The sequence below is a fragment of the Mycoplasmopsis gallinacea genome (assembly GCF_012220205.1).
Classification (GTDB): domain Bacteria; phylum Bacillota_I; class Bacilli_A; order Mycoplasmatales; family Metamycoplasmataceae; genus Mycoplasmopsis; species Mycoplasmopsis gallinacea_A.
In genome coordinates, this window is record NZ_CP047225.1 from 442,377 (window position 1) to 463,013 (window position 20,637).

At 29.1% G+C, this 20,637-nt stretch carries 13 protein-coding genes, 2 tRNA genes and 1 pseudogene; 11 read left to right on the top strand and 5 right to left on the bottom strand.

What is annotated here, in order from left to right; genetic code table 4:
• Window positions 1–57 precede the first annotated feature (57 nt).
• Together GOQ20_RS01855 and GOQ20_RS01860 are read left to right on the top strand one after the other, a co-directional pair.
• Window positions 58–1,830 (top strand): ABC transporter ATP-binding protein, encoded by a 1,773-nt coding sequence (locus GOQ20_RS01855; protein WP_167845173.1) that lies wholly within the window; start codon window positions 58–60, stop codon window positions 1,828–1,830.
• Complete coding sequence (locus GOQ20_RS01860; protein ID WP_167845174.1) at window positions 1,823–3,730, top strand: ABC transporter ATP-binding protein; 1,908 nt, start codon at window positions 1,823–1,825, stop codon at window positions 3,728–3,730. The genes GOQ20_RS01855 and GOQ20_RS01860 overlap by 8 nt, the downstream gene beginning before the upstream one ends.
• A gap of 36 nt (window positions 3,731–3,766) precedes the next feature.
• Here GOQ20_RS01860 and trmB read toward each other — a convergent pair whose 3' ends face one another.
• Entirely contained in the window at window positions 3,767–4,375 is a 609-nt protein-coding gene (gene trmB, locus GOQ20_RS01865) for a tRNA (guanosine(46)-N7)-methyltransferase TrmB (RefSeq protein WP_167845175.1), read from the bottom strand.
• A gap of 71 nt (window positions 4,376–4,446) precedes the next feature.
• Between trmB and rsmD the strand changes: the two genes are divergently transcribed.
• The 3 genes from rsmD to GOQ20_RS01880 all read left to right on the top strand — a co-directional run bounded on the left by rsmD (window position 4,447) and on the right by GOQ20_RS01880 (window position 7,476).
• Window positions 4,447–4,989, top strand: coding sequence for a 16S rRNA (guanine(966)-N(2))-methyltransferase RsmD (rsmD, locus tag GOQ20_RS01870; protein WP_167845176.1), 543 nt, complete (start codon window positions 4,447–4,449; stop codon window positions 4,987–4,989).
• Window positions 4,982–6,298: a class I SAM-dependent RNA methyltransferase gene (locus tag GOQ20_RS01875; protein WP_167845177.1), complete on the top strand. Its 1,317-nt coding sequence runs from the start codon at window positions 4,982–4,984 to the stop codon at window positions 6,296–6,298. Before rsmD ends, GOQ20_RS01875 begins: the two co-directional genes overlap by 8 nt.
• A 131-nt stretch (window positions 6,299–6,429) precedes the next feature.
• The gene (locus tag GOQ20_RS01880; RefSeq protein ID WP_167845178.1) at window positions 6,430–7,476 is read left to right on the top strand and encodes a Fic family protein; all 1,047 of its coding nucleotides are present in this window, start codon (window positions 6,430–6,432) and stop codon (window positions 7,474–7,476) included.
• 276 nt (window positions 7,477–7,752) lie between these two features.
• On the opposite strand, the gene GOQ20_RS01885 is transcribed toward GOQ20_RS01880, so the two are convergent.
• The 3 genes from GOQ20_RS01885 to GOQ20_RS01895 form a co-directional block, all read right to left on the bottom strand.
• Complete coding sequence (locus GOQ20_RS01885) at window positions 7,753–7,908, bottom strand: hypothetical protein (protein WP_167845179.1); 156 nt, start codon at window positions 7,906–7,908, stop codon at window positions 7,753–7,755.
• Between the two features lie 91 nt (window positions 7,909–7,999).
• A complete protein-coding gene (locus tag GOQ20_RS01890; protein ID WP_167845180.1) occupies window positions 8,000–9,904 on the bottom strand; it encodes a M13 family metallopeptidase in 1,905 nt (634 codons plus the stop codon).
• Window positions 9,905–10,017: 113 nt separating this feature from the next.
• The gene (locus GOQ20_RS01895; protein ID WP_167845181.1) at window positions 10,018–12,126 is read right to left on the bottom strand and encodes an ATP-dependent Clp protease ATP-binding subunit; all 2,109 of its coding nucleotides are present in this window, start codon (window positions 12,124–12,126) and stop codon (window positions 10,018–10,020) included.
• 674 nt (window positions 12,127–12,800) lie between these two features.
• Here GOQ20_RS01895 and GOQ20_RS01900 point away from each other — a divergent pair.
• The 6 genes and pseudogenes from GOQ20_RS01900 (at window position 12,801) to GOQ20_RS01925 (ending at window position 18,412) form a co-directional block, all read left to right on the top strand.
• A complete protein-coding gene (locus tag GOQ20_RS01900; protein ID WP_167845067.1) occupies window positions 12,801–13,979 on the top strand; it encodes an IS30 family transposase in 1,179 nt (392 codons plus the stop codon).
• 707 nt (window positions 13,980–14,686) lie between these two features.
• A tRNA-Leu gene (locus GOQ20_RS01905) sits at window positions 14,687–14,773 on the top strand.
• A 6-nt stretch (window positions 14,774–14,779) separates the two neighbouring features.
• A tRNA-Lys gene (locus tag GOQ20_RS01910) sits at window positions 14,780–14,855 on the top strand.
• Window positions 14,856–15,026: 171 nt separating this feature from the next.
• On the top strand, window positions 15,027–16,130 hold the full coding sequence (locus GOQ20_RS01915) for an AEC family transporter (RefSeq protein WP_167845182.1): 1,104 nt from the start codon (window positions 15,027–15,029) through the stop codon (window positions 16,128–16,130).
• A 14-nt stretch (window positions 16,131–16,144) separates the two neighbouring features.
• Window positions 16,145–17,131, top strand: a complete 987-nt coding sequence (locus GOQ20_RS01920) for a 2-hydroxyacid dehydrogenase (protein ID WP_167845183.1) — start codon at window positions 16,145–16,147, stop codon at window positions 17,129–17,131.
• 186 nt (window positions 17,132–17,317) lie between these two features.
• Window positions 17,318–18,412 (top strand): annotated as a pseudogene (locus tag GOQ20_RS01925) (IS30 family transposase).
• A gap of 378 nt (window positions 18,413–18,790) precedes the next feature.
• Here GOQ20_RS01925 and lepA read toward each other — a convergent pair.
• Window positions 18,791–20,596: a translation elongation factor 4 gene (lepA, locus tag GOQ20_RS01930; protein WP_167845184.1), complete on the bottom strand. Its 1,806-nt coding sequence runs from the start codon at window positions 20,594–20,596 to the stop codon at window positions 18,791–18,793.
• Window positions 20,597–20,637: the final 41 nt, after the last annotated feature.

The window sequence follows — 20,637 nt, forward strand, 5'->3', positions numbered from 1 at the left end:
AAAATAAAAAGCATAAAATAATTTATAAATTATAAAAAAATAAAAAAGGAAGGAAAAATGCAAAAAAATAGTAAAAAAGTACATTTATATCCTTTTACAGCTGGGTATAGACTTGTTTCTTTTTTATCAGGTTTCTTTGTTATTTTAGAAGTTGTAGCACAAGTTCTTATTCCATTTTTCATTAGTGAATTAATGGATAAAGGACTAAAAGTTGGAATGCCAAAAACCGATATGGATGCTATTGTGAAATACGGACTTATTATTTTAGGTCTTTCATTTATTTCTCTTATTTTCGGTATTCTAAGTGGTGTCTGCGCTTCTAAAGCTGCAGCTGGACTTGGTAAAAATATTCGTAAAGCTATTTACGAAAATATTGTCTCACTTTCATTTAAGAATTTAGACAAATATTCAAGCGGAAGCTTAATTACTAGAATGACTAATGACATTATTAACGTGCAAAATGCATATTTAATGATTGTTAGAACTTTAGTTAGAGCGCCAATTATGATTGTTTTTGCAATCATAATGGCTTTTGTAAATGCAGCAATGCTTGCTTCAGTATTGATCGGAGTTGTATTTGTACTTGCGATTATTGTCTTTACAATTATGTTCTTAGTATTTAAAAGATACGGATTAATGCTTAGTTCTTACGATAAATTAAATAATAAAATCTCTGAGAATTTAATTGCAATGAGAACAATTAAAGCATTTGCAAAAGAAGAAAAAGAATTTAAAGAATTTGAAAAGCAAACCAAGGATGTGAAAAGAATTTCAATTTATACTGAAAAATTAATGTCGCTTTCACAACCTATTTTCTCAGGAGCTATTTATTTATGTGTTTTTGCGTTTATTTTAATTGCAACAAACCATATGGTCTTTACTCCATTTAATGAATGAACCATTACTCCAGGGGTTTTAGTTTCATTTTTTGGATATATGTTTCAAGTGCTTATTTCATTTGTGCTTGTTGCTATGAGTGTTGCAACAATTACAATTGCTAAAGCTAGTGTTGGTAGAATTAAAGAAATTTTAGGTGAAAAAAGTTACATTCAAAACCCAGAAAACCCAATTACAGAAGTTAAAAACGGTTCAATTGAATTTGTTGATGTTTATTTAAAATATAGCACAAATGCTCAATTAGAAAACTTAAGCAATATTAATTTAAAAATTAATGCAGGTGAAACAATTGGAATTATTGGTAAAACAGGTAGTTCAAAAAGTTCATTAGTTTCACTTTTACCTCGTTTATATGATGTTACTAGTGGAAAGGTTTTAATTGATGGTCACAACGTTAAAGATTATGATGTAGCATCATTAAGAGATGCAGTTTCAATGGTGCTTCAAAAAAATACACTCTTTAGCGGAACTATTCGTGAAAACATGCTTTGAGGAAACGAAAATGCAACTGATAGTGAAATTATTGAGGCTTTAAAACAAGCTTCAGCATATGAATTTGTATTCGAAAAAGAAAATGGATTAGACTCAAAAGTTGAAGAAGGTGGAAATAATTTCTCAGGTGGGCAAAAACAACGTTTATGTATTGCAAGAGCACTTCTTAAAAAGTCAAAAATTATTGTACTTGATGATTCAACAAGCGCTGTTGATAATAATACAGATCGTAAAATTAGAGAAGAATTTTCTAATAATCTCAAAGATGTAACTAAATTAATCATTGCTCAAAGAATTACATCAATTGAAAATGCAGATCGCATTATTGTTCTTGATGATGGAAAAGTATCTGGATATGATACCCATGAGAATTTATTAAAAAATAATGAATTTTACGCAAACCTTTGAAAAGACCAATTAGCAGGAGGTGGAAATGAATAGAAAAAAATCTAAATTCGATTCACAAACCTTCAAAAAATTAATGAAATTCATGTGAGAAACTAATAAAGTTTACTTTTCATTAATTATATTTGGGATGCTTGTAACAGCTGCTACATTTTCACTTAGCCAATCATTTTTAGGTATTGTTCTTTTCAATAAATTTTTAGTCCCATATTTCATTAGTGGTGCTAAAAAATTCGATTGATATGGATTTACAATAGCGATTATACTTTTAGGGCTAATGTATTTAATTGGTGTAACTTGTCAATTTGTTGCTTCAAGATTGTCAATTTCACTTGCTCATTCGACAATTCAAAAATTAAGAGTCAGTTTATATTCAAAAATGCAAAAACTACCAATTAAATACTTTGATACTAATTTGAATGGAAATTTAATTTCGATTTATACAAATGATATTGATACCTTAAGAGAAATGATTTCTCAAAGTTTCCCGCAAATTATTAACTCAATTGCAACAATTTTCATTTTATTATTCTTAATGTTTTACTACGGCTGATTTATGACACTTATAGTGCTTTTACTTGTGTTTGTACTTATGTTTTTCTCAAGTAAATTTGCTATTTATTCAGGAAAATACTTTGTGCAAAGACAAAAGAGCTTAGGTAAATTAAATGGATTTATAAGTGAAATGATTAATGGGGTTAAAGTTATTAAAGTCTTTAATCATGAACAAAAATCAGTATCTGATTTAACAGTGAAAAATGATGAATTTTACAAAAGTGACTTTAAATCTAAAGCTATAATGAACATTTTATTCCCGCTTTTTATGAATATGGGGAACATTAATTATGCAATAGTTGCTCTTATTGGTGGAGTTGTTTTGGCTAATAACGGACACGTTGGAACCTTAAATATAGGTTTAAACATCGGGGTATTAGTTTCATTCCTTCAATATACAAGAAGTTTCTCAAACCCAATTGCAACAATTAGCCAACAATTTAACACAATTTCAGTAGCTATTGCTGGAGCTCAAAGAGTATTTGCTGTTTTTGAAGAAAAAGAAGAGCAAGATCTTGGGACTATTGAAATAGTTCGTGAAAGAGATTTAAATGAAACTGAAAAAGAGCTTTTAGCTGTGTTAAACCTTGAAAAATCTAATTTCTACTACAAAATGCTTGTAGATGGAAAAGTAATATTTAAAGAAGCTAAAGGACAGGTAGTATTTAAAAATGTTTACTTTGGATATACAGACCAAAAAATGATTCTTAAAGATATTAATTTAGAAGTAATGCCTGGTCAAAAAATTGCTTTTGTTGGTGCAACTGGAGCTGGAAAAACTACAATTACTAACTTAATTAACCGTTTCTATGATGTAAATCAAGGTGAAATTTTACTTGATGGAATTAATCTTGAAGAAATTAAAAAATCTTCATTAAGAAAATCACTTGGTTTTGTACTTCAAGATACTTCTCTTTTCAGTAAAAGTGTTAAAGAAAACATCTCTTATGGAGTTGAAAATGCTCTTAAAGAAGATGTTGAATACGCAGCTAGTGTTGCAAACGCAGATCGTTTTATCGGTTTAATGGAAAATGGATTTGAAACTGAGCTTGAAAATGCTGGAGAAAACATTTCTCAAGGTCAAAAACAACTGCTTTCAATTGCTAGAACAAGTATGCTTCAACCAATGATTTTAGTCCTTGATGAAGCTACAAGTACAATCGATACTGAAACCGAAAAACATGTTCAAGAAGCTATGTATAATTTAATGAATAATAGAACTTCATTTATTATTGCTCACCGTCTTAGCACAATCAAAAACGTCGATAAAATTGTGGTTTTAGATAAAGGTGAAATTGCTGAGCAAGGAAGCCATAAAGAACTTCTTGCTCAAAAAGGTATGTATTACAAACTTTATACAGGTGCTATTGAACTTGATTAAAACAAAAGACAAGCTAGAGCTAGCTTGTCTTTTTGATTAATTTGGCTTAGCAATTAAAAAGTTAATATTTTTTCCAAGCGCTGATCATTTTTGTTCATAACCAGTTTGATAATTATCGGCATTATATTTACTTTTATGCAAATCGGTGGTTATGTCAATTATTGTTCAATTATTTTCTTTAAAAGATTCTACAGAATAGTTGAATAATTTATCATTATCAGTTTTGAATTTTAAAACGCTATTTGGATTCATTATCTTTCTGTATTTTTCTAAGAAAGTTTTGTAAGTTAAACGACGTTTTTCGTGTGCGTTTTTAGGTCATGGATCGCTAAATGTAAGTCAAATTTGGTTCATTGTACCGTCAAAAAGTTCATCAATTTTTGTGGCATCTTCAGTGATAATAAAAAGATTTTCTAAATTCAGTTCATTAATTTTTTTAAGGATTTTATTAGCAACTGTTGGGTACTTCTCTAACGCATAGTAAGTAACATTTGGGTTGTTTAGAGCTAATTGAGTGATCATTTCACCTTTTCCAGCACCAATTTCTAAAACATCATTTTCATTAACTTTGAGTGGGAAATTTTTAATTAAAAATTTGGATTGAGCTAATTTATCAGCTGCGGTTTTGTCATGTCTTAATCTCATATTTAACTATTATAATATAAAAAAGTATTTATAATTTATAAACATATATTTAGTAAAAATAAGGAGTTATTATGCTAAGAATTATTTCAGGAAAATATCGCAATCGTAAAATTGAGCAACCAGCACTTGAAATTTCTAGACCTACAATGGATAAGGTAAAAGAATCAATTTTCTCAAGCATTCAATTTAAAATTGTTGATAAAACCTTTCTAGATCTTTTTTCAGGAAGTGGTTCAATGGCAATTGAAGCAATATCAAGAGGGGCTTCAAATGTAACATTGCTTGAACTTAACAATGTAGCTTTTAACATTATTAAAAAAAATATTTCAAGCTTGCAAATTGATAATATTAACGCAATTAAAAAAGATTCACTTTTATTTTTACAAAACACTAGCGAAACTTTTGATTTTATTTTTATTGATGCTCCATATGCTGACTATGCTCTTTTAAATGATTCTTTAAAGTTAATTGCTCAGCGAAATATTCTTAATGAAGATGGTGAAATTATTGTAGAAACTAACAAAGTTTCAGAAGTGATCATCCCTAAAGGTTTAAGGGTATTTAAAAGCAAAAGATATGGAAAAGTAGATATTTTATATATAACTCATGAATAATTTAAATAATCAAGTTTTAACAGTTAAAATTCAGCAAATCACTTATGAAGGTCTAGGTCAAGCAACCCTAGAAAACGGGCATAAAATATTTGTTTATAATGCTTTTACAAACGAAGTTGTTAAAGCAAAAATTATTAAAAGCAATTCAAAATTTTCTTTTGCACTTGTTGAAGAATTTATTGAGCAAAATGAATCTATTAGAAATGAAAAATCTTACAATTGTGTATCTTCTAACCCTTTAATTAATCTTAAATACGAATATCAAATTGAGCTTAAACAACACTACTTACAAACCTTATTTTTAAGAAATTTAAATATAGATCCAAATGTTTTAAAGTTTTTTTATGGGGCTAAAAACATTTACAATTATCGTAATAAAGCAACTTATCCACTTTTTGTAGACCAAAATAAACTTCGTTATGGTGAATATAGAGCAAAGTCTAACATTTTAATTAATACAGATAATTTAGTTCTTAATCAAAAATCAATTAACCAAGTTTTATTAAAAATAGTTAACTTAATTAACTTGGAATTTGATCATTCTGATTTAGATAATTTCAAAGAAATAATCCTTAAAACAAACAATAATAACGAAACAATTGTTTGTTTAAAAGTGACTGGCAAAATTGTTTTTCAAAACCATTTTCTTTTGAAAATCAAGGATATTCGTAATTTAATTCAAATTAAAATTGTTAATTTAGATACTTCTAAAGAAGTTTTAAATTGAACTAAAAAACCATTTGTTATCTCTCTTTTGGATAAGAAATTTTTAGTTTTAGACAAATCATTTTTTCAAATCAATAATGAAATAGCATCTATAATGTTTTCTAAAATTAAAGAAAGAATTTTGTCTTTAAATCCAAAAGTAATTATTGATCTTTTTTGCGGAGTAGGGACAATTGGTCAACTTGTCTCTGAAGAATCTATAAGCATTTTTGGTGTTGATATAGAAGAGCAATCAATCTTCTTAGCCAAGAAAAATGCGCTTAAAAATAATTTTTCTAAAGCTTTTTATGAAGCTGAAGATGTGTTTAAATCTAAAGAATTAGAAAAACATTTAAATAGTAATGATAGTTTTGTTATTTTAGACCCGCCAAGAAGCGGACTTAATGACGCATTAATTGATCTTATCGCTAAAAAAGGTGTGAAAAATATAGCTTATATGTCCTGTGATCCAAGGACTTTGGTGAGAGATTTGAAAAGATTTACTGAAGTTTATAACTATAAAATTGACTTTGTACAAGGTTTTGATATGTTCCCTAATACGTATCACATTGAAACGGTTGTGTTTATGTATAGGAATGATTAATAAATAAAAATGAAAATCTTTTTCAAAAAAAGCTTGAGAAAGATTTTTTTATATAAATTCTCATTAAAAAATGCTTTTTCCCTTAAAAAGTGCTATATTTTAAGGGAAAGAAATATCTTTAAGGGGAAATCATGAGAATTTTTAACTATTCCAAATTAAAAGAAAAGAAGTGGGATTTAGATGTTTTAAGTTTAGTTGCAGACATTTACAGATATCAAGGTAAGCAAGAATTTTATTTAAAAGAAAAAAATGATGAGTTAAACAAATTAATTGAAATTGCTAAAATACAAAGTACTGAATCATCCAATGAAATTGAAGGAATTGTAACAACTAAAAGTAGATTAAAACAAATAGTGGAAGAAAAAACAACGCCAAAAAACAGAGATGAAAAAGAAATTGCAGGATACAGAGACGCTTTAAATATAATTCATAACAATTTTGACATAATACCTATTTCTAAAAACTATATTTTACAATTACATAAAATTTTGTTTAGTCATTTAGAAAACGGATCTGGTGGAAAAACAAAAAGTTCTGATAATGTTATTGTAGCTAATTATCCTGATGGTCGTTCTGAAGTGCTATTTACTCCACTATTTGCTTTTGAAACCCCCGAAACTTTAGAAAGAATTTGTTTTGAATATAACAAAGTAATTGGTAATGCAGAAGTAAACCCATTAATTGCTATTCCTGTTTTTATTCATGATTTTTTATGTATTCACCCATTTAATGATGGAAATGGAAGAATTAGCAGACTTCTTACGACTCTTTTGTTATACCAAAATGGTTTTTATGTTGGTAAATATATATCGTTAGAAGCGATAATAGCTAAAGATAAAGATTATTACTATAATTCACTTAATAAATCAGGTGTAAATTGGTATGAAGGCAATGAAGATCCAACGCCTTTTATCAAATATCTTTTAGGCACTGTTTTATCTGCATATAAAAGTTTTGAGGATCGATTTACTATTGTTGAAGGTAAAATGCCAGCTGTGGAAATGGTGAGAAAAGCTGTTATGCAAAAAATAGGAAGATTTACAAAGCAAGATATAAGAGAGCTTTGTCCTTCGTTAAGTATTAGTTCAATTGAAGGTTCACTTAGAAAGTTAGTAAACCAAGGTGATATTAAAAGAGAAGGTGTTGGTAAATCCACAACTTATTTTAGATTAAAGTAGAGTTGAAAGTAGATTTGTTTTCAATTTGACATCAAGCTCGCTATCATTGGAAAAATCGAAATTCAATTACCAATATGATTAATTTATAGATTTATTAGTAATTTTAGATTATATAAATTGGAAACAAAATGAAGTTTATTTTTTATGCTACTAAGCGGAAAACTAAGCACTTTCAACCTTTCCCACTTAGTAGCATAACTTTTTATACTAGCAAGTGGGAAAGTAAGTAAAAAAGCCAGCAATGCCAGCTTAATATGTTCGTTAGCTAATTTTAAATTAGAAGTTTGTGCAGGCTGTTAAAGCGAAAATAATTATCCCTGCACCGATAACAAGTGAAATAATAGATCATAAAATCTTTAAAAGACGTTTAATAACTCCTCAAAGAGCTGCTAAAAGGATTAACCCTCCAATAATATATAATATGTATTCCATTTACCCCTCCATACTCTATTAATTAAATTATATAAAATTGCGAAATAGCTTTTTAAAAATAATAAAAACCATGCGTAGCATGGCTTATTTATTATCAAATTTTTACCATTTTTTCAGGTGCTAAATACATTTTATCACCTTCAGAAATTTCATACTCTTTTTGGAAATCTAGGTTGTTTTTAAGTTGAACATTTGTTCTTAATTTAACTGGTGCATGAACATCTGTTTGAAGTAATAATTTAGCTGTTTTTTCTGTATATTTTAATTTTCAAATTTCAGCATAATTTTCAAAGAATTTTCTAGGGTTGTAATCTTTTTCTCTTTTTGCAGCTTCTAATGCACATGCAAATCCACCAGCATCAGCAATGTTTTCTGAAACGGTTAATTTACCGTTACATTTTCCAGCTTCAATTTCTTCTCCATCAAAAAGATCAATCATTGCTTGAGTTTTTTCTTCGAATTTAGCAAAATCTTCTTCAGTTCATCAGTTTTTCATGTTTCCTTTTTCGTCAAAAAGGGCACCATTGTTATCAAAGCCGTGAGAAATTTCGTGAGCAATAACTGTTCCGATTCCACCGAAGTTAGCGCTGCTGCTTTGTTCAAGTGAGTAGAAAGGTTTTTGTAAGATTCCGGCTGGGAAAACAATTGAGTTTGTAGTTGGGCTATAGTATGCATTGACCATAGCAGGTGTCATTGATCAGATTTTCTTATTAACTTTTTCACCACATTTTGCTAAGTTATATTCGTGAGAAATTGCACTAAAACTTAAAACGTTGTCAATAATGCTTCCGTTTTCTTCAAATGTTTTTGTTTTATATTGGTCATAGTAGCTTTCAATTTCCTCTGGATAACCAATCATTACATTAAGTGAATTTAATTTTAAAATAGCTTTTTTAATTGTTTCTGGACTTAAGAATGTATTTTTTTCTAAACGTTCTTGGTAAACTTGGATCATATTTTGGATCATTTTTTCAACATCAGCTTTAGCTTTAGGCCCAAAATATGTAAGTCCATAGTAAAGTCCAATAGGCATTTTGAAAAATGACATAGCTGTTAAGTAAGCAGCTTTTTCCTTAGGTTTAGCTTCCTTAACACCTGAGATAAATCTTGAATATTCACCAGCAAGCACTCTTGTGTATTCATCTAAATATTGAGCATTTGCGAAGATATTATCTACAATTAAGTAGTCTCTGTAAATTTCAAAGTTTTGCTCATTAAAGATTTTTGGGAATTGCTCAAAAATATATGGGTTTCCTAAAATAACTTTTTGTAAATCTTTTTTAGTTAATTGTTTAGCAATTTTAGCTACGTTAAATCCAAATTGCTCTGTAACTTGGTCTAATGTGTAAGGATTGTAGTAGTTTTTAACAATAGCTCTTTCCTCACTTGAGAGCTGAGCTTCTACTAATAAAGCATCAAATTTAAGGGCATTTGCAACGATTTTACTTGCTTCTGCTGTGCTTTTTCCATATTTAACTAATAATTTAGTAGCAACTTCTTGATATTTACCTAAAAGTTCTTCTTTTTTCTTTTCATTAGCATAATCTTTTTTATCCGGAAGGATAATTCCTGGAATCCCTAATCATAAAACATTTACTGAGCTATCTTCAAAATCTGAATAGCTGTAAATTTCATAAGGCATTGATCTAAGTTTTTTAGAAAGTTCGATGTAATTTTGGTCAACATCAGCAAATGATTTTAAAGATTCGATAGTTTCAATAATTGGTTTAAGAGGGCTCATTCCAAGAGCTTCTCTTTTTTCTCAATCTGTAAGCATTCTATAAAATTTCACGTATTCGTGAATTCTTTGATCATTTGGGAGATCTGCTTTACCTGTAGCTCAATCATTAGATAAATTCTTTAATAATTTTTCTAATTCAATATCCAAAATGATAAATGAACCATATGCAGAACGATCTGAAGGAATTTCTGTTTTATCTAATCATTCTTTATTTACTGCATCAAAAAAGTCATTTTTAATTAGTTTTGAATTCATTTTTACTCCTTTTATTTTTATTTACAATAAATAATATTTTAATTATATTTTATTTGCACTCTTAGCTAGCAAATAAATTTTAAAAATAAAAGGTAGCATTTGCTACCTAAATATTAAATTTCAAATTCATTATCTTTTACATTCAATTCAACTTTGGTATCGTGCAAGTCTTTTTCAATAATTTTAAGAGCAATAACACTTTCAATTCTTTTTTGAATGTATCTTTTAATTGGGCGAGCACCGTATTCAGGGTCAAAAGCATCATCTAAAACTTTATTAATAACTTTATCTGTATAAGTTAAATCAATGTTTTTAGCTTCTTTAATTCTTTTTACTAATTTATCAAGTTCAATTTTAATGATAGCTTTTACATTATCTTTAGATAATGGGTTAAAGCAAATGATTTCATCAATTCTATTGATAAATTCTGGTCTTAAGAACCGAGTGAGAATTACTTTAACTTCTTTATCTGAAAGAGGTCCTTTGTTTTCGATAATTTCTTTAGCCCCTAAATTTGAAGTCATAATAACAATTAAATTACGACAGTTGATAATTTTACCTTTTGAATCACGAATCATCCCATTATCTAAAAGTTGTAAGAACACATTTAACACATCTGGATGAGCTTTTTCAATTTCATCAAGAAGTAAAATTGTATAAGGATTTTTTCTAATTCTTTCAGCTAAATGTCCTCCTTCATCAAAACCAACATAACCTGGAGGAGCTCCAATTATTTTAGCTACGCTGTGTTTTTCCATATATTCAGACATATCAAGACGAATCATTTGTTTTTCACTATCAAACAATTGAAGTGCTAATTTTCTTGCAAGTTCAGTTTTACCCACTCCTGTTGGTCCTAAGAATAAGAAACTAGCAAGTGGTTTATTTGGGTCATTAATATTAGCTTTAGTTCTTAAAATAGCACGAGAAACTAAATCAATAGCTTGTTTTTGACCCATAATTTCATTATTTAATTCTTTTTCTAAGTTAATTAATTTATTTTTTTCAGTTTCAATTAATTTTTTAATTGGAATTTTAGTTCATTTAGAAATAATTTTGGCAATATCTTCTTCTAAAACAATGTCTTTTAATAATGCATTAGCACTATTTTTAGCAAATTCAATTTCCTCAATTTGTTTTTCGATTTTAGGAATGTCGCTATATTTAATTTTTGAAGCTAATTCAAAATTCCCTTCATTTTGAGCATTTTGGAAACTAAATTTTAAATCTGAAAGTCTTTTTTGAAGTTGTGAAAGCTCATTCACTTTTTCTTTCTCAGTTTTTCATTGTTTTTCTAATTGAGCAATTTTTTCATCACCTATTTTAATTAAGTTAGTTAACTCTTCAACTCTTGCGGCTTGATTTTTACTATCTCTAAGCGCAATTTTTTCCATTTCAAGTTTGATTTTTTCTTGTTTAAGTTTTTCAAGAACTTCAGGTTCAAAGTTCATTTCAGTTTTAATAGTGGCGGCTGCTTCATCGACTAAATCGATTGCTTTATCAGGTAAAAATCTATCTGTAATATATCTATTTGATAATTTAGCAGCAGCAATTAGAGCATCATCAGAAATTTTAACTTTATGGTAGTGCTCTAGTCTTTCTTTAATCCCCCTTAAAATAGTAATTGTACTTTCAACATTTGGTTCTTCCACATCTATTTTTTGCATTCTTCTTTCTAAAGCTGCATCGCTTTCAATGTATTTACGATATTCATCAAAAGTTGTTGCACCTACTAAATGAAGCATCCCTCTAGCCATTAAAGGTTTAATGATGTTAGCAGCATCCATTCCTGAATTTGAACCAGTTTTACCTGTACCAATTAACATATGGATTTCATCAATAAATAAAATAAGCTCTTCTTTACTTTCTTCCACTTCTTTTAATAATTGTTTTAATCTTTTTTCAAATTCACCTTGGTAAGATGCACCAGCAATTAATGCTGCAAGGTCAATTTCAATAACTTGAGCATTTTTTAGGTTTTCAGGAACTTGTCCTTCAATTATTTTGTGAGCAAGACCTTCAACAATAGCTGTTTTACCAACTCCAGGTTCTCCAACTAAAACAGGGTTATTTTTAGTTTTCCTACTTAAAATACGAATCATTCTACGAATTTCATCATCTCTACCAATAACTGGATCGAGTTTGTTTGCTTCAGCAAGTTTAGTTAAATTTTTGCCATATTTAACTAATGCTTTTTCTTCTTTTTCATAACTCATATTCATCTTCTTTCCTCCTTGCTTCCATCTTTATATATAATATTGTATCACAAATTTAGCAAACAAGTAATTTAATTGCTAAATTTTTTCGGAGAAAAAATTGAGGTCCTTTCCTTATGTTTATACAATAAGTAATTCAAACCCCTGAAATAAAGTTTTCTTTAAGGGGCAAAAGTTAAATAAAAAGGCTGGCCATAAACCAACCCCGGTGTTTCTAAATTAGAAAAAACACCTTACCATATGAATTATAAAAGATTTGTTTCTAAACAGAGTTTCAACAATCCTACGCTTTTTAATATCTCCAGTTAAAAAAAGAGGATCCAAATTGCGAAAACAAATTTTAGCAATTATGTGCCTAATTATCCTCTGTTAAAAAATAAATAGGCACATAATTATTATATATAAAAATATAGATATTAAAAAATTGAGCTAAGACGATCAAGCAAAATAAAAAGAAAAATTAGAAAAGTCACATGCAAATTTAATACGCGTGACTTTTTGTGTCCATTGTGCAAAATAATAATGCTAAAAAGAAAAGACACATTTTTATTATCTGACAAAATTACAGGAAAATGAAAATTATAAATTAGAAAAGTCACACGCAAATTTAATGCGTGTGACTTTTTTGTGTCCATTGTGTAAAATAATAATGCTAAATAGAAAGGACACATTTTTATTATATGAAAAAATTAATAGATTTATCTAAACAAAATATTATTTGTGTAAAAAATAATGCTGAAAACTTCCGTCACTTCATCATCAAAGAATCTGATGATGAGATAAAACGTCTTCACTCAAATGTTTCGTCTAAAAGGTTGCTTAGAGATAAACAAATATCTATACTCTTAATGTGGGAAATTATTTTGAAAGTTCTATTGTTGAATTCAGTATCAAAAGCGGCGAAATATTTTGGTTATCAATCTAGAACGGTTAAGCAAAAAATGGAAATAATGATTGAAAAAAATGACTATCATAAAAGCCTAAAAAATAAAGTTATTTGCAAAATTTGCGGATCTAAAATTTTTATAACTAAATTTCTCTCGTTCAGAAAACTATCAAATCATTTGCTTAGTTATAAAACCAAAAGGTTAATGATAGTGTCAGAATCACAAAAAAATAAGTGAAGTCACTTTAAGAAATATTGAAACGATGTAACTAAAGAATTAAGAAAAAAAGCAAGCAAAAACTCTAAAAACATTAAATGTAAAATGTCTGTTAAGTTTATGATTAACTCGTTTAAACAAACAAATCAAAATGCTTTTTGTCCTACATTTAGCACAGTTTACAAAGCTCTAAAGCAACAAAGAATAAAACTTTCTTTTGACCCGCTTTTATATTTATCAAGAGGTGGTTATACAAAAACTACATTAAAGCAAGGTAAAAGGTCATTGATACACGCTAGAGACGTAAAATATAGACCTAAAGAAGCAAATTTAAGATTAGAAAAAGGTCATTTTGAAGCTGATACAGTAGTTGGTAAAAGAGAAGATAAGTTTGTTCTTTTCACACTTTTAGATCGTAAAACTAGAGAGTTATACATTGCTTTAACAAAAAGAGATGCAAAATCAATTAACAAAGCATTAAGGATGTTAATAAGAAAATACAATCTCGAAATAAAAACCTTAACAGTAGATAACGGTAGTGAAAACACACTTCTTCATAAAGTGGTAGGTAAGAAAAAGTTATTTAAATGTAAACCTTATGCTTCGTATCAAAAAGGTTCAATTGAAAATGCTCATAGATACATTAGAAGATTTATTCCGAAGGGTAAAAGTTTCAATTCACTCACACAAGAATACGTGTTTTGAATCAAAGAACAAATCGATGAATACAAAAGAATATTAGCAATAGAAAATTAAAATTAATATCAATAAATGCTAAGTTCAAGAATGATGACCTAAACCAAATTTATGTGAAGAAAAACTATTTTTTGTGTAAATATCAGTTTAAATAAGAATAGTCTTGTAATGACAGTCTTTTGTTACAAATACATTAATTGCGTTGGCACGCGGCCTTCTCTTCTTTTCTTTCGGAGAAAAGAAGCAAAAGAACTTCAAAATTCAAATTAATAGCAATAAAAGAAAGCTTGGTATTTAAGCGCTAAACTAGATTTTTGTGGTTGAAGCCCATTTGATGTGTAATGTCAGTTTATCGCTGTATTGTTCTATGTCTATCTTTTGTTACAGATTCAAAGATTGCGCTGCCGCACAGGCCTTCTTTTCTTTCGGAGAAAAGAAGCAAAAGAACTTCAAAATTTATAAGAAAACAAGCCACAAGGGCTTGCAATTTTGATTTTACCTTTGTCAGTATTTATTCATTTTTAGCTCTAATTTTTTTATAATTTAAACATTAAAAAAGCATTGTTATTTTTTTGACACTTAACTTGCGCGTCACTTTTCCAATTTTTAAGGAAAATGAAAATAAGAATTTTGCTTGCTCTAATTTTTTTTAGTGTATAATAAATTTCGCACATATAAATAAGCAAGAATTTATAAAAATAAAAAATTTATAAAAAAATATTTGTTTGATTTTATTTATGTGCTATAATAATTTAGCAAACAAAAAAGCCCAGGTGGCGGAATAGGTAGACGCAAGGGACTTAAAATCCCTCGGTCGCAAGACTGTGCTGGTTCAAGTCCAGTCCTGGGCACCAAGATGAGCGCCCTTAGCTCAGCAGGTAGAGCAAATGGCTTTTAACCATTGGGTCAGAGGTTCGAATCCTCTAGGGCGTACCATTTCAAGAAATTGTCCAAAAACACCTTGTAAAAGGTGTTTTTTTCCACACTTTTTTAAAAAAACTACAGCAACTAAGGTGCTTAATTTTTTTAAAAAATTTTAAATAATGTAAAATTTTTAATGCTTATTTATAAAATAAGCATTCATAATAAAAAAGGATGTATTTTAATATGTTAGAAACATTAAAAGCTGTTATGTCCAATTCGCAATTATGGGGAGCAATCTTATCAACAATTTTAATTGTTGCTTTAGGATTTACTCTTGTTAAAATCAAAGTATTTAAAGCTGAATGAAAAGGTGTTTTAAATGCGATTGTTTTAAAAGTAGCTCTTCCTGCACTTGCTATTTCAGGATTTATGAAAACAGCTACAATTAAAGAGCTTCAAGAGCAAGGAGTTGTTCTTGGTATCTCTGTTGCATTTTATGCAATTCTTTGTTTAATAGCTTTTGTTTGAGTGAATTACTCAAACAAAAAAGTATCTTCAAAAATTACAGATAACTCAATTGTGCAAACAATTGGTGGTGAAAATGTATCTCAAGGAAAAGCCCTTGTTATTTGAATGATGCTTATCTTTGGAAGTACAACATTCTTTGGGCTTCCAATTATTAAATCAGTATATAACTCTGGAGTAGCAGCAGCTAATATCTGATCAATTCCATATAGAGTATTTTTATACTCATACTGCTTTATGCTTATGGCAGGGTTAAAATTTGACCGTGCAAATATTACAAAATCATTAAAAACTGCTCTTTTAAACCCTATTGTTATTGCAACATTTGTAGGGCTTGTTTGTTACTTAAGTGGTTTAATCCCTGCAAAATTTTTCCAAGGTGCAAATGAAAAAGGAAAAATTGTTGCTTGATTTGACCTTTCAGTGACTGCGCCATGATTACATAAACCGTTTACATACTTAAGCGGTCTTGCTAGTCCATTAGTATGATTATCAATTGGTATGACTTTAGCAACTTCAAACCTTGCTTCAGCTGCTAAAAATAAATGAGTATGAATTTTTGCTGTTTTAAAATTAGTAGCTCTTCCAGCTATGGTATTCGGAGTGTTCTGAGCCTTAAATGCAGGTGCATTAGTCACAAAAGCAGTTGCAGCTTCAATGGTTATTTTTGCTGCAGTTCCACCTGCTACAGTTGTTATTGCTTACGCGATGCAATATAAAAACAATGAACAATTTGCAGCCGAGTGCTCTGCTTTAACAACACTTCTTGCAATTGTTGCAATCCCATTCTGAATCTTCCTTTGTGAAGTAGCTTTTAGATAAAAAGGGGTAAATAAATGAAAGTAATTTGTTTTGGTGTTAGGGATGTTGAAAAACCTATCTTCGAAAAATATAATAAAAACTATAACTATGATTTAGAACTCCGTCGTGAATCTTTAAGTGCAGATAATGTTGATTGTGTTAAAGGGTTTGATGCGATTATCGCTCGTGCTAGCGATAAAATCAACTGTGATGTGCTTGAGAAAGTTAAAGAATTCGGAATTAAATATGTTTTAACAAGAACTGTTGGTTTTGATCACATGGACGTATCTAAAGGTAAAGAATTAGGTATCTTAATGGCTCGTGTGCCAAGTTATTCACCAACAGCTATTTCTGAAGTTGCTGTATCAATGGCGCAATCACTTTCAAGAAAAACAGCTCACTTTGCTTACAATGCTTCAAAACACAATTTCCAAATCGATCCATTTGGATTTGCTAAAGAAATGAAAAACAGTGTTGTAGCAATTATTGGAACTGGAAAAATTGGTTATGAATCAGCTAAAATGTTTAAAGGACTTGGAGCTAAAGTTCTTGGGTATGATCCATATCCAAATGAAAAAGCTAAAGAAGTTCTTGAATATGCTTCATTAGATGAAGTACTTGCTCAAGCTGACATTGTTTCATTCCATATGCCTTATATTAAAGGTGTAAATGATAAAATGATTAATAAAGACTTACTTTCAAAAATGAAAGATGGTTCAATTTTAATCAATAGCGCTAGAGGTCAAATCCAAGATGAAAGCGCAATTTTAGAAGCATTAGAATCAGGAAAACTTAGTGGAGCTGGACTTGATGTTTTATATGAAGAAAAGCTTTACTTTGGAAAAAATCAGCCTGAAATTAAAGATGAAGTGATCTTAAAGCTTTTAAGTATGTATCCAAGAGTATTAGTGTCACCTCACATTGGAAGTTACACAGATGAAGCAGTTGCTAATATGGTTGAAATTTCATATGAAAACCTTAAAAACTTTGTAGAATCTGGTGATTGTCCAAACAAACTTTAATTAAAACAAAAATCGAAAGGCTCAATTAGCTTTTCGATTGCTCGATTGTAATTTGCATTGCAACGCGAGGGGTCAAAAACACAAGAAAAAAGGCATGGCTAAACGCCGCGCTTTTTTTCTTGTGTTTTTGTTTCTTTTAAATTTATTAAAATTTTTTTGTGGTGTTTTTGCAAAGGATCCACATAAATGAATTATAAAAGAATTTGTTTCAAAAATAGGGCACAACTAGAACTTTTTTTAAAAGATTATTCGATTTCTTTAGAAAAAATTGCAAAAATTCTTGGTTTTTCAAAATCTACAATATGAAGAGAAATAAAAAATAATTCGACCGAAAATGGGTATATAGCTGAAGAAGCTGAAAACAAATCTAAAATAAGAGAAAAATGAAAATATCAATTTAAATTGGAATCTGATTTTTATTATTATAAAGACTTCACAAAAGTATTTTTAGAAAACTTTGACAATACTTATTCAGGGGTAAAAATTACCTGATTCAAAATAAAGAATCATTATGATTTTCCAATACCTACAATAAAAACAATTTACAATTGAATGAATAGTGGTTTATGAGCTTTGACAATAAAAAACAAGCTACGTCCGCGTTATAAAAAAGGTGGAAAAAGAACTGGTGACACAATAACAAGACTTGTAGGTAATAGATATGTTATACCAATAACTTTTAGACCTAAAAATGTTAATGATAGATCTGAATTTGGACACTGAGAAGCTGATTTAATTGTCGGTAAAAAAGGAAAAACCACTGCACATTTATTAACCTTTGAAGAAAGACAAACTCGTTATGGATTGATAAGGAAAGTACCTGACAAAAATCCGTGAAATGTAGCAAAAGTGTTGTTTGAATTAATCAAAGAAAAAAGACTAAATGTTAAATCTATAACTATTGATAACGGACTTGAATTTAAGTCGTTTTTCATGATTGGTTATAGGTTGCAAATTAAAATTTATAAAGCTGATTCATATGCTTCTTTCTAAAAAGGATCAATTGAAAACTTTAATGGTTTAATAAGAAGAAAATATCCAAAGAAAACAAATTTTAACAAAATATCCGATGAAGAAATTATGGAAACAGAAAAACAAATAAACAATATGCCAAGAGAAATTCTTGATTATTTTTCAGCTGATGAGTTGTTTTTCGATTTGAATTATTATAAAAAACCTTGAGATTCGAAAATACAAGAAATCCAATTATATGATCGTGCTTTTAGAAAAATAAAGTCCAATATTGAAAGAAACAAATTCTTCAAATGATATAAAAAATAATTCATAAAATTTAAAGAAACACCACAACAAAAACACCATCCCATATGTTGCATTGGGATGGTGTTTTTGTTGCACTGGAGATTACACTCAAGCAATCGAAAAGCTCAATTAGCTTTTCGATTTTTTTGCATAAAAAAATGTAAGCATGTTCGCTTACACTAATATTATTTTGCGAATGGCGGGTAACTATACGCAAGCAGCGATTTGATCTAAGCAAATCTCACCCTTTCGTTATTAACGAAAGCATTAAATTTATTATAAACTAATTTGCTAAGCAGTCAATTTTTTGCTTAACATTTTTATGCCTTAAAAATAGGCATTTATGGAATTATTAAGCAATTTAGCAAACAAAAATTCACGCTAAATGCGTGAATTTCATTATTTTTTGTTATCAATATTAGTTTTTAAAATTGATAAGAATGCTTCTTGTGGAACTTCAATTGAACCAAGACGTTTCATTCTCTTTTTACCTTCTTTTTGTTTTTTAAGAAGTTTTTGTCTACGAGTAACATCCCCTCCATAAAGCTTAGCTGTAACATCTTTACGGTAAGCTTTAATGGTTTCACGAGCAATAATTTTACCACCAATTGTAGCTTGAATTGGGATTTCAAAGTTTTCTCTCGGAATAGCTTCTTTTAATTTTTTACATAACTCCCTTGATGATTCGTAAGCTTTTTCGCGGTGTGAAATAATTGAGAAAGCATCAATTTTATCACCATTTAAAAGAATATCGACTTTCACAAGGTCGCTTTCACGATATCCAATTCATTCATATTCAAATGAAGCATAACCTTTAGTTCCTGATTTTAATAAATCAAAGAAATCAAAGATAGTTTCAGCAAGTGGAAGTTCATAAACTACCTTAGATCTTCTTGAATCAATAGCTTCAAGAGATTTATAAATTCCACGTTTGTTTTGACATAATTCCATTACATTTCCAATATATTCATTTGGAATGAAGATACTTGCTTCAATGTAAGGTTCTTCAATATAGTCAATAAAAGTACGATCTGGAAATAAAGAAGGGTTTGAAATCATTTCAAAATTACCTTTAGTCATATGTACTTTGTATTCAACTGAAGGGCTAGTTGCGATAATTCCAACTTTGTATTCTCTATCTAATCTTTCTTGAAGAATTTCCATATGAAGCATTCCTAAGAATCCAACACGGAAACCGAAACCAAGAGCTTTTGATGTTTCTTGTTCTCAAGAAATTGATGAATCACTTAATGAAATTTTCTCTAAGCTCTCTTTTAAAATTGAATAATCACGAGTGTCGATTGGGTAAAACCCGGTAAAGACAACAGGTTTCATTTTTTTATAACCTGGAAGGGCTTCTTTTGTAGGGTTATCTACTAAAGTAATGGTATCTCCAACATGAACTTCTTTAGCATCCCTAATAGCCGCAGAAACTCATCCAACTTCACCAGCTTCAAGGAATTCTTTTTTAGTTTCATATGGGTTTTTAACCCCTAAGTCAATTACGTGATATTCTTTTTCAGTTTTATCTGACATAAATTTAAATCTATCACCAGTTGCTAACTTACCTTCAAAAATTCTAACAAGCATAATAACACCACGATATGGGTCAAAGTAGCTATCAAAAATTAAAGCTTTTAAAGGTTTTGAATCATCAGCGTTTTTCGGTGAAGGGATATATTCAACAATTGCTTCAAGTAATTTATCAACCCCAAGCCCTGTTTTAGCAGAAACTAAAACAGCATTTTGAGTATCGATTCCAATAACTTCTTCAATTTCCCTTTTAACAGCTTCAACATCAGCGCTTGGAAGATCAATTTTGTTAATAACCGGAATGATTTCAAGGTTATTTTCTAAGGCTAAATACACGTTTGCTAAAGTTTGAGCTTCGATCCCTTGAGTAGCATCAACAAGTAAAAGAGCTCCTTCACTAGCAGCTAATGAACGCGAAACTTCATAAGTAAAGTCAACGTGACCTGGTGTGTCAATTAAGTGAAAAATATAGTCTTTATATTTTAATTGAACAGCATTTAATTTGATAGTAATCCCTCTTTCTTGTTCAAGTTCCATCGAATCAAGAAATTGAGATTTTAATTCTCTTTGAGACACTGTGTGTGTAAGTTCTAAAATACGGTCAGCAAGTGTGCTTTTACCGTGATCAATATGTGCAATTATGGAAAAGTTTTTAATCTTATTTTTGTTCATGTATTAAATTTTATATTAAAAATATAAAACTGATGCAAAAT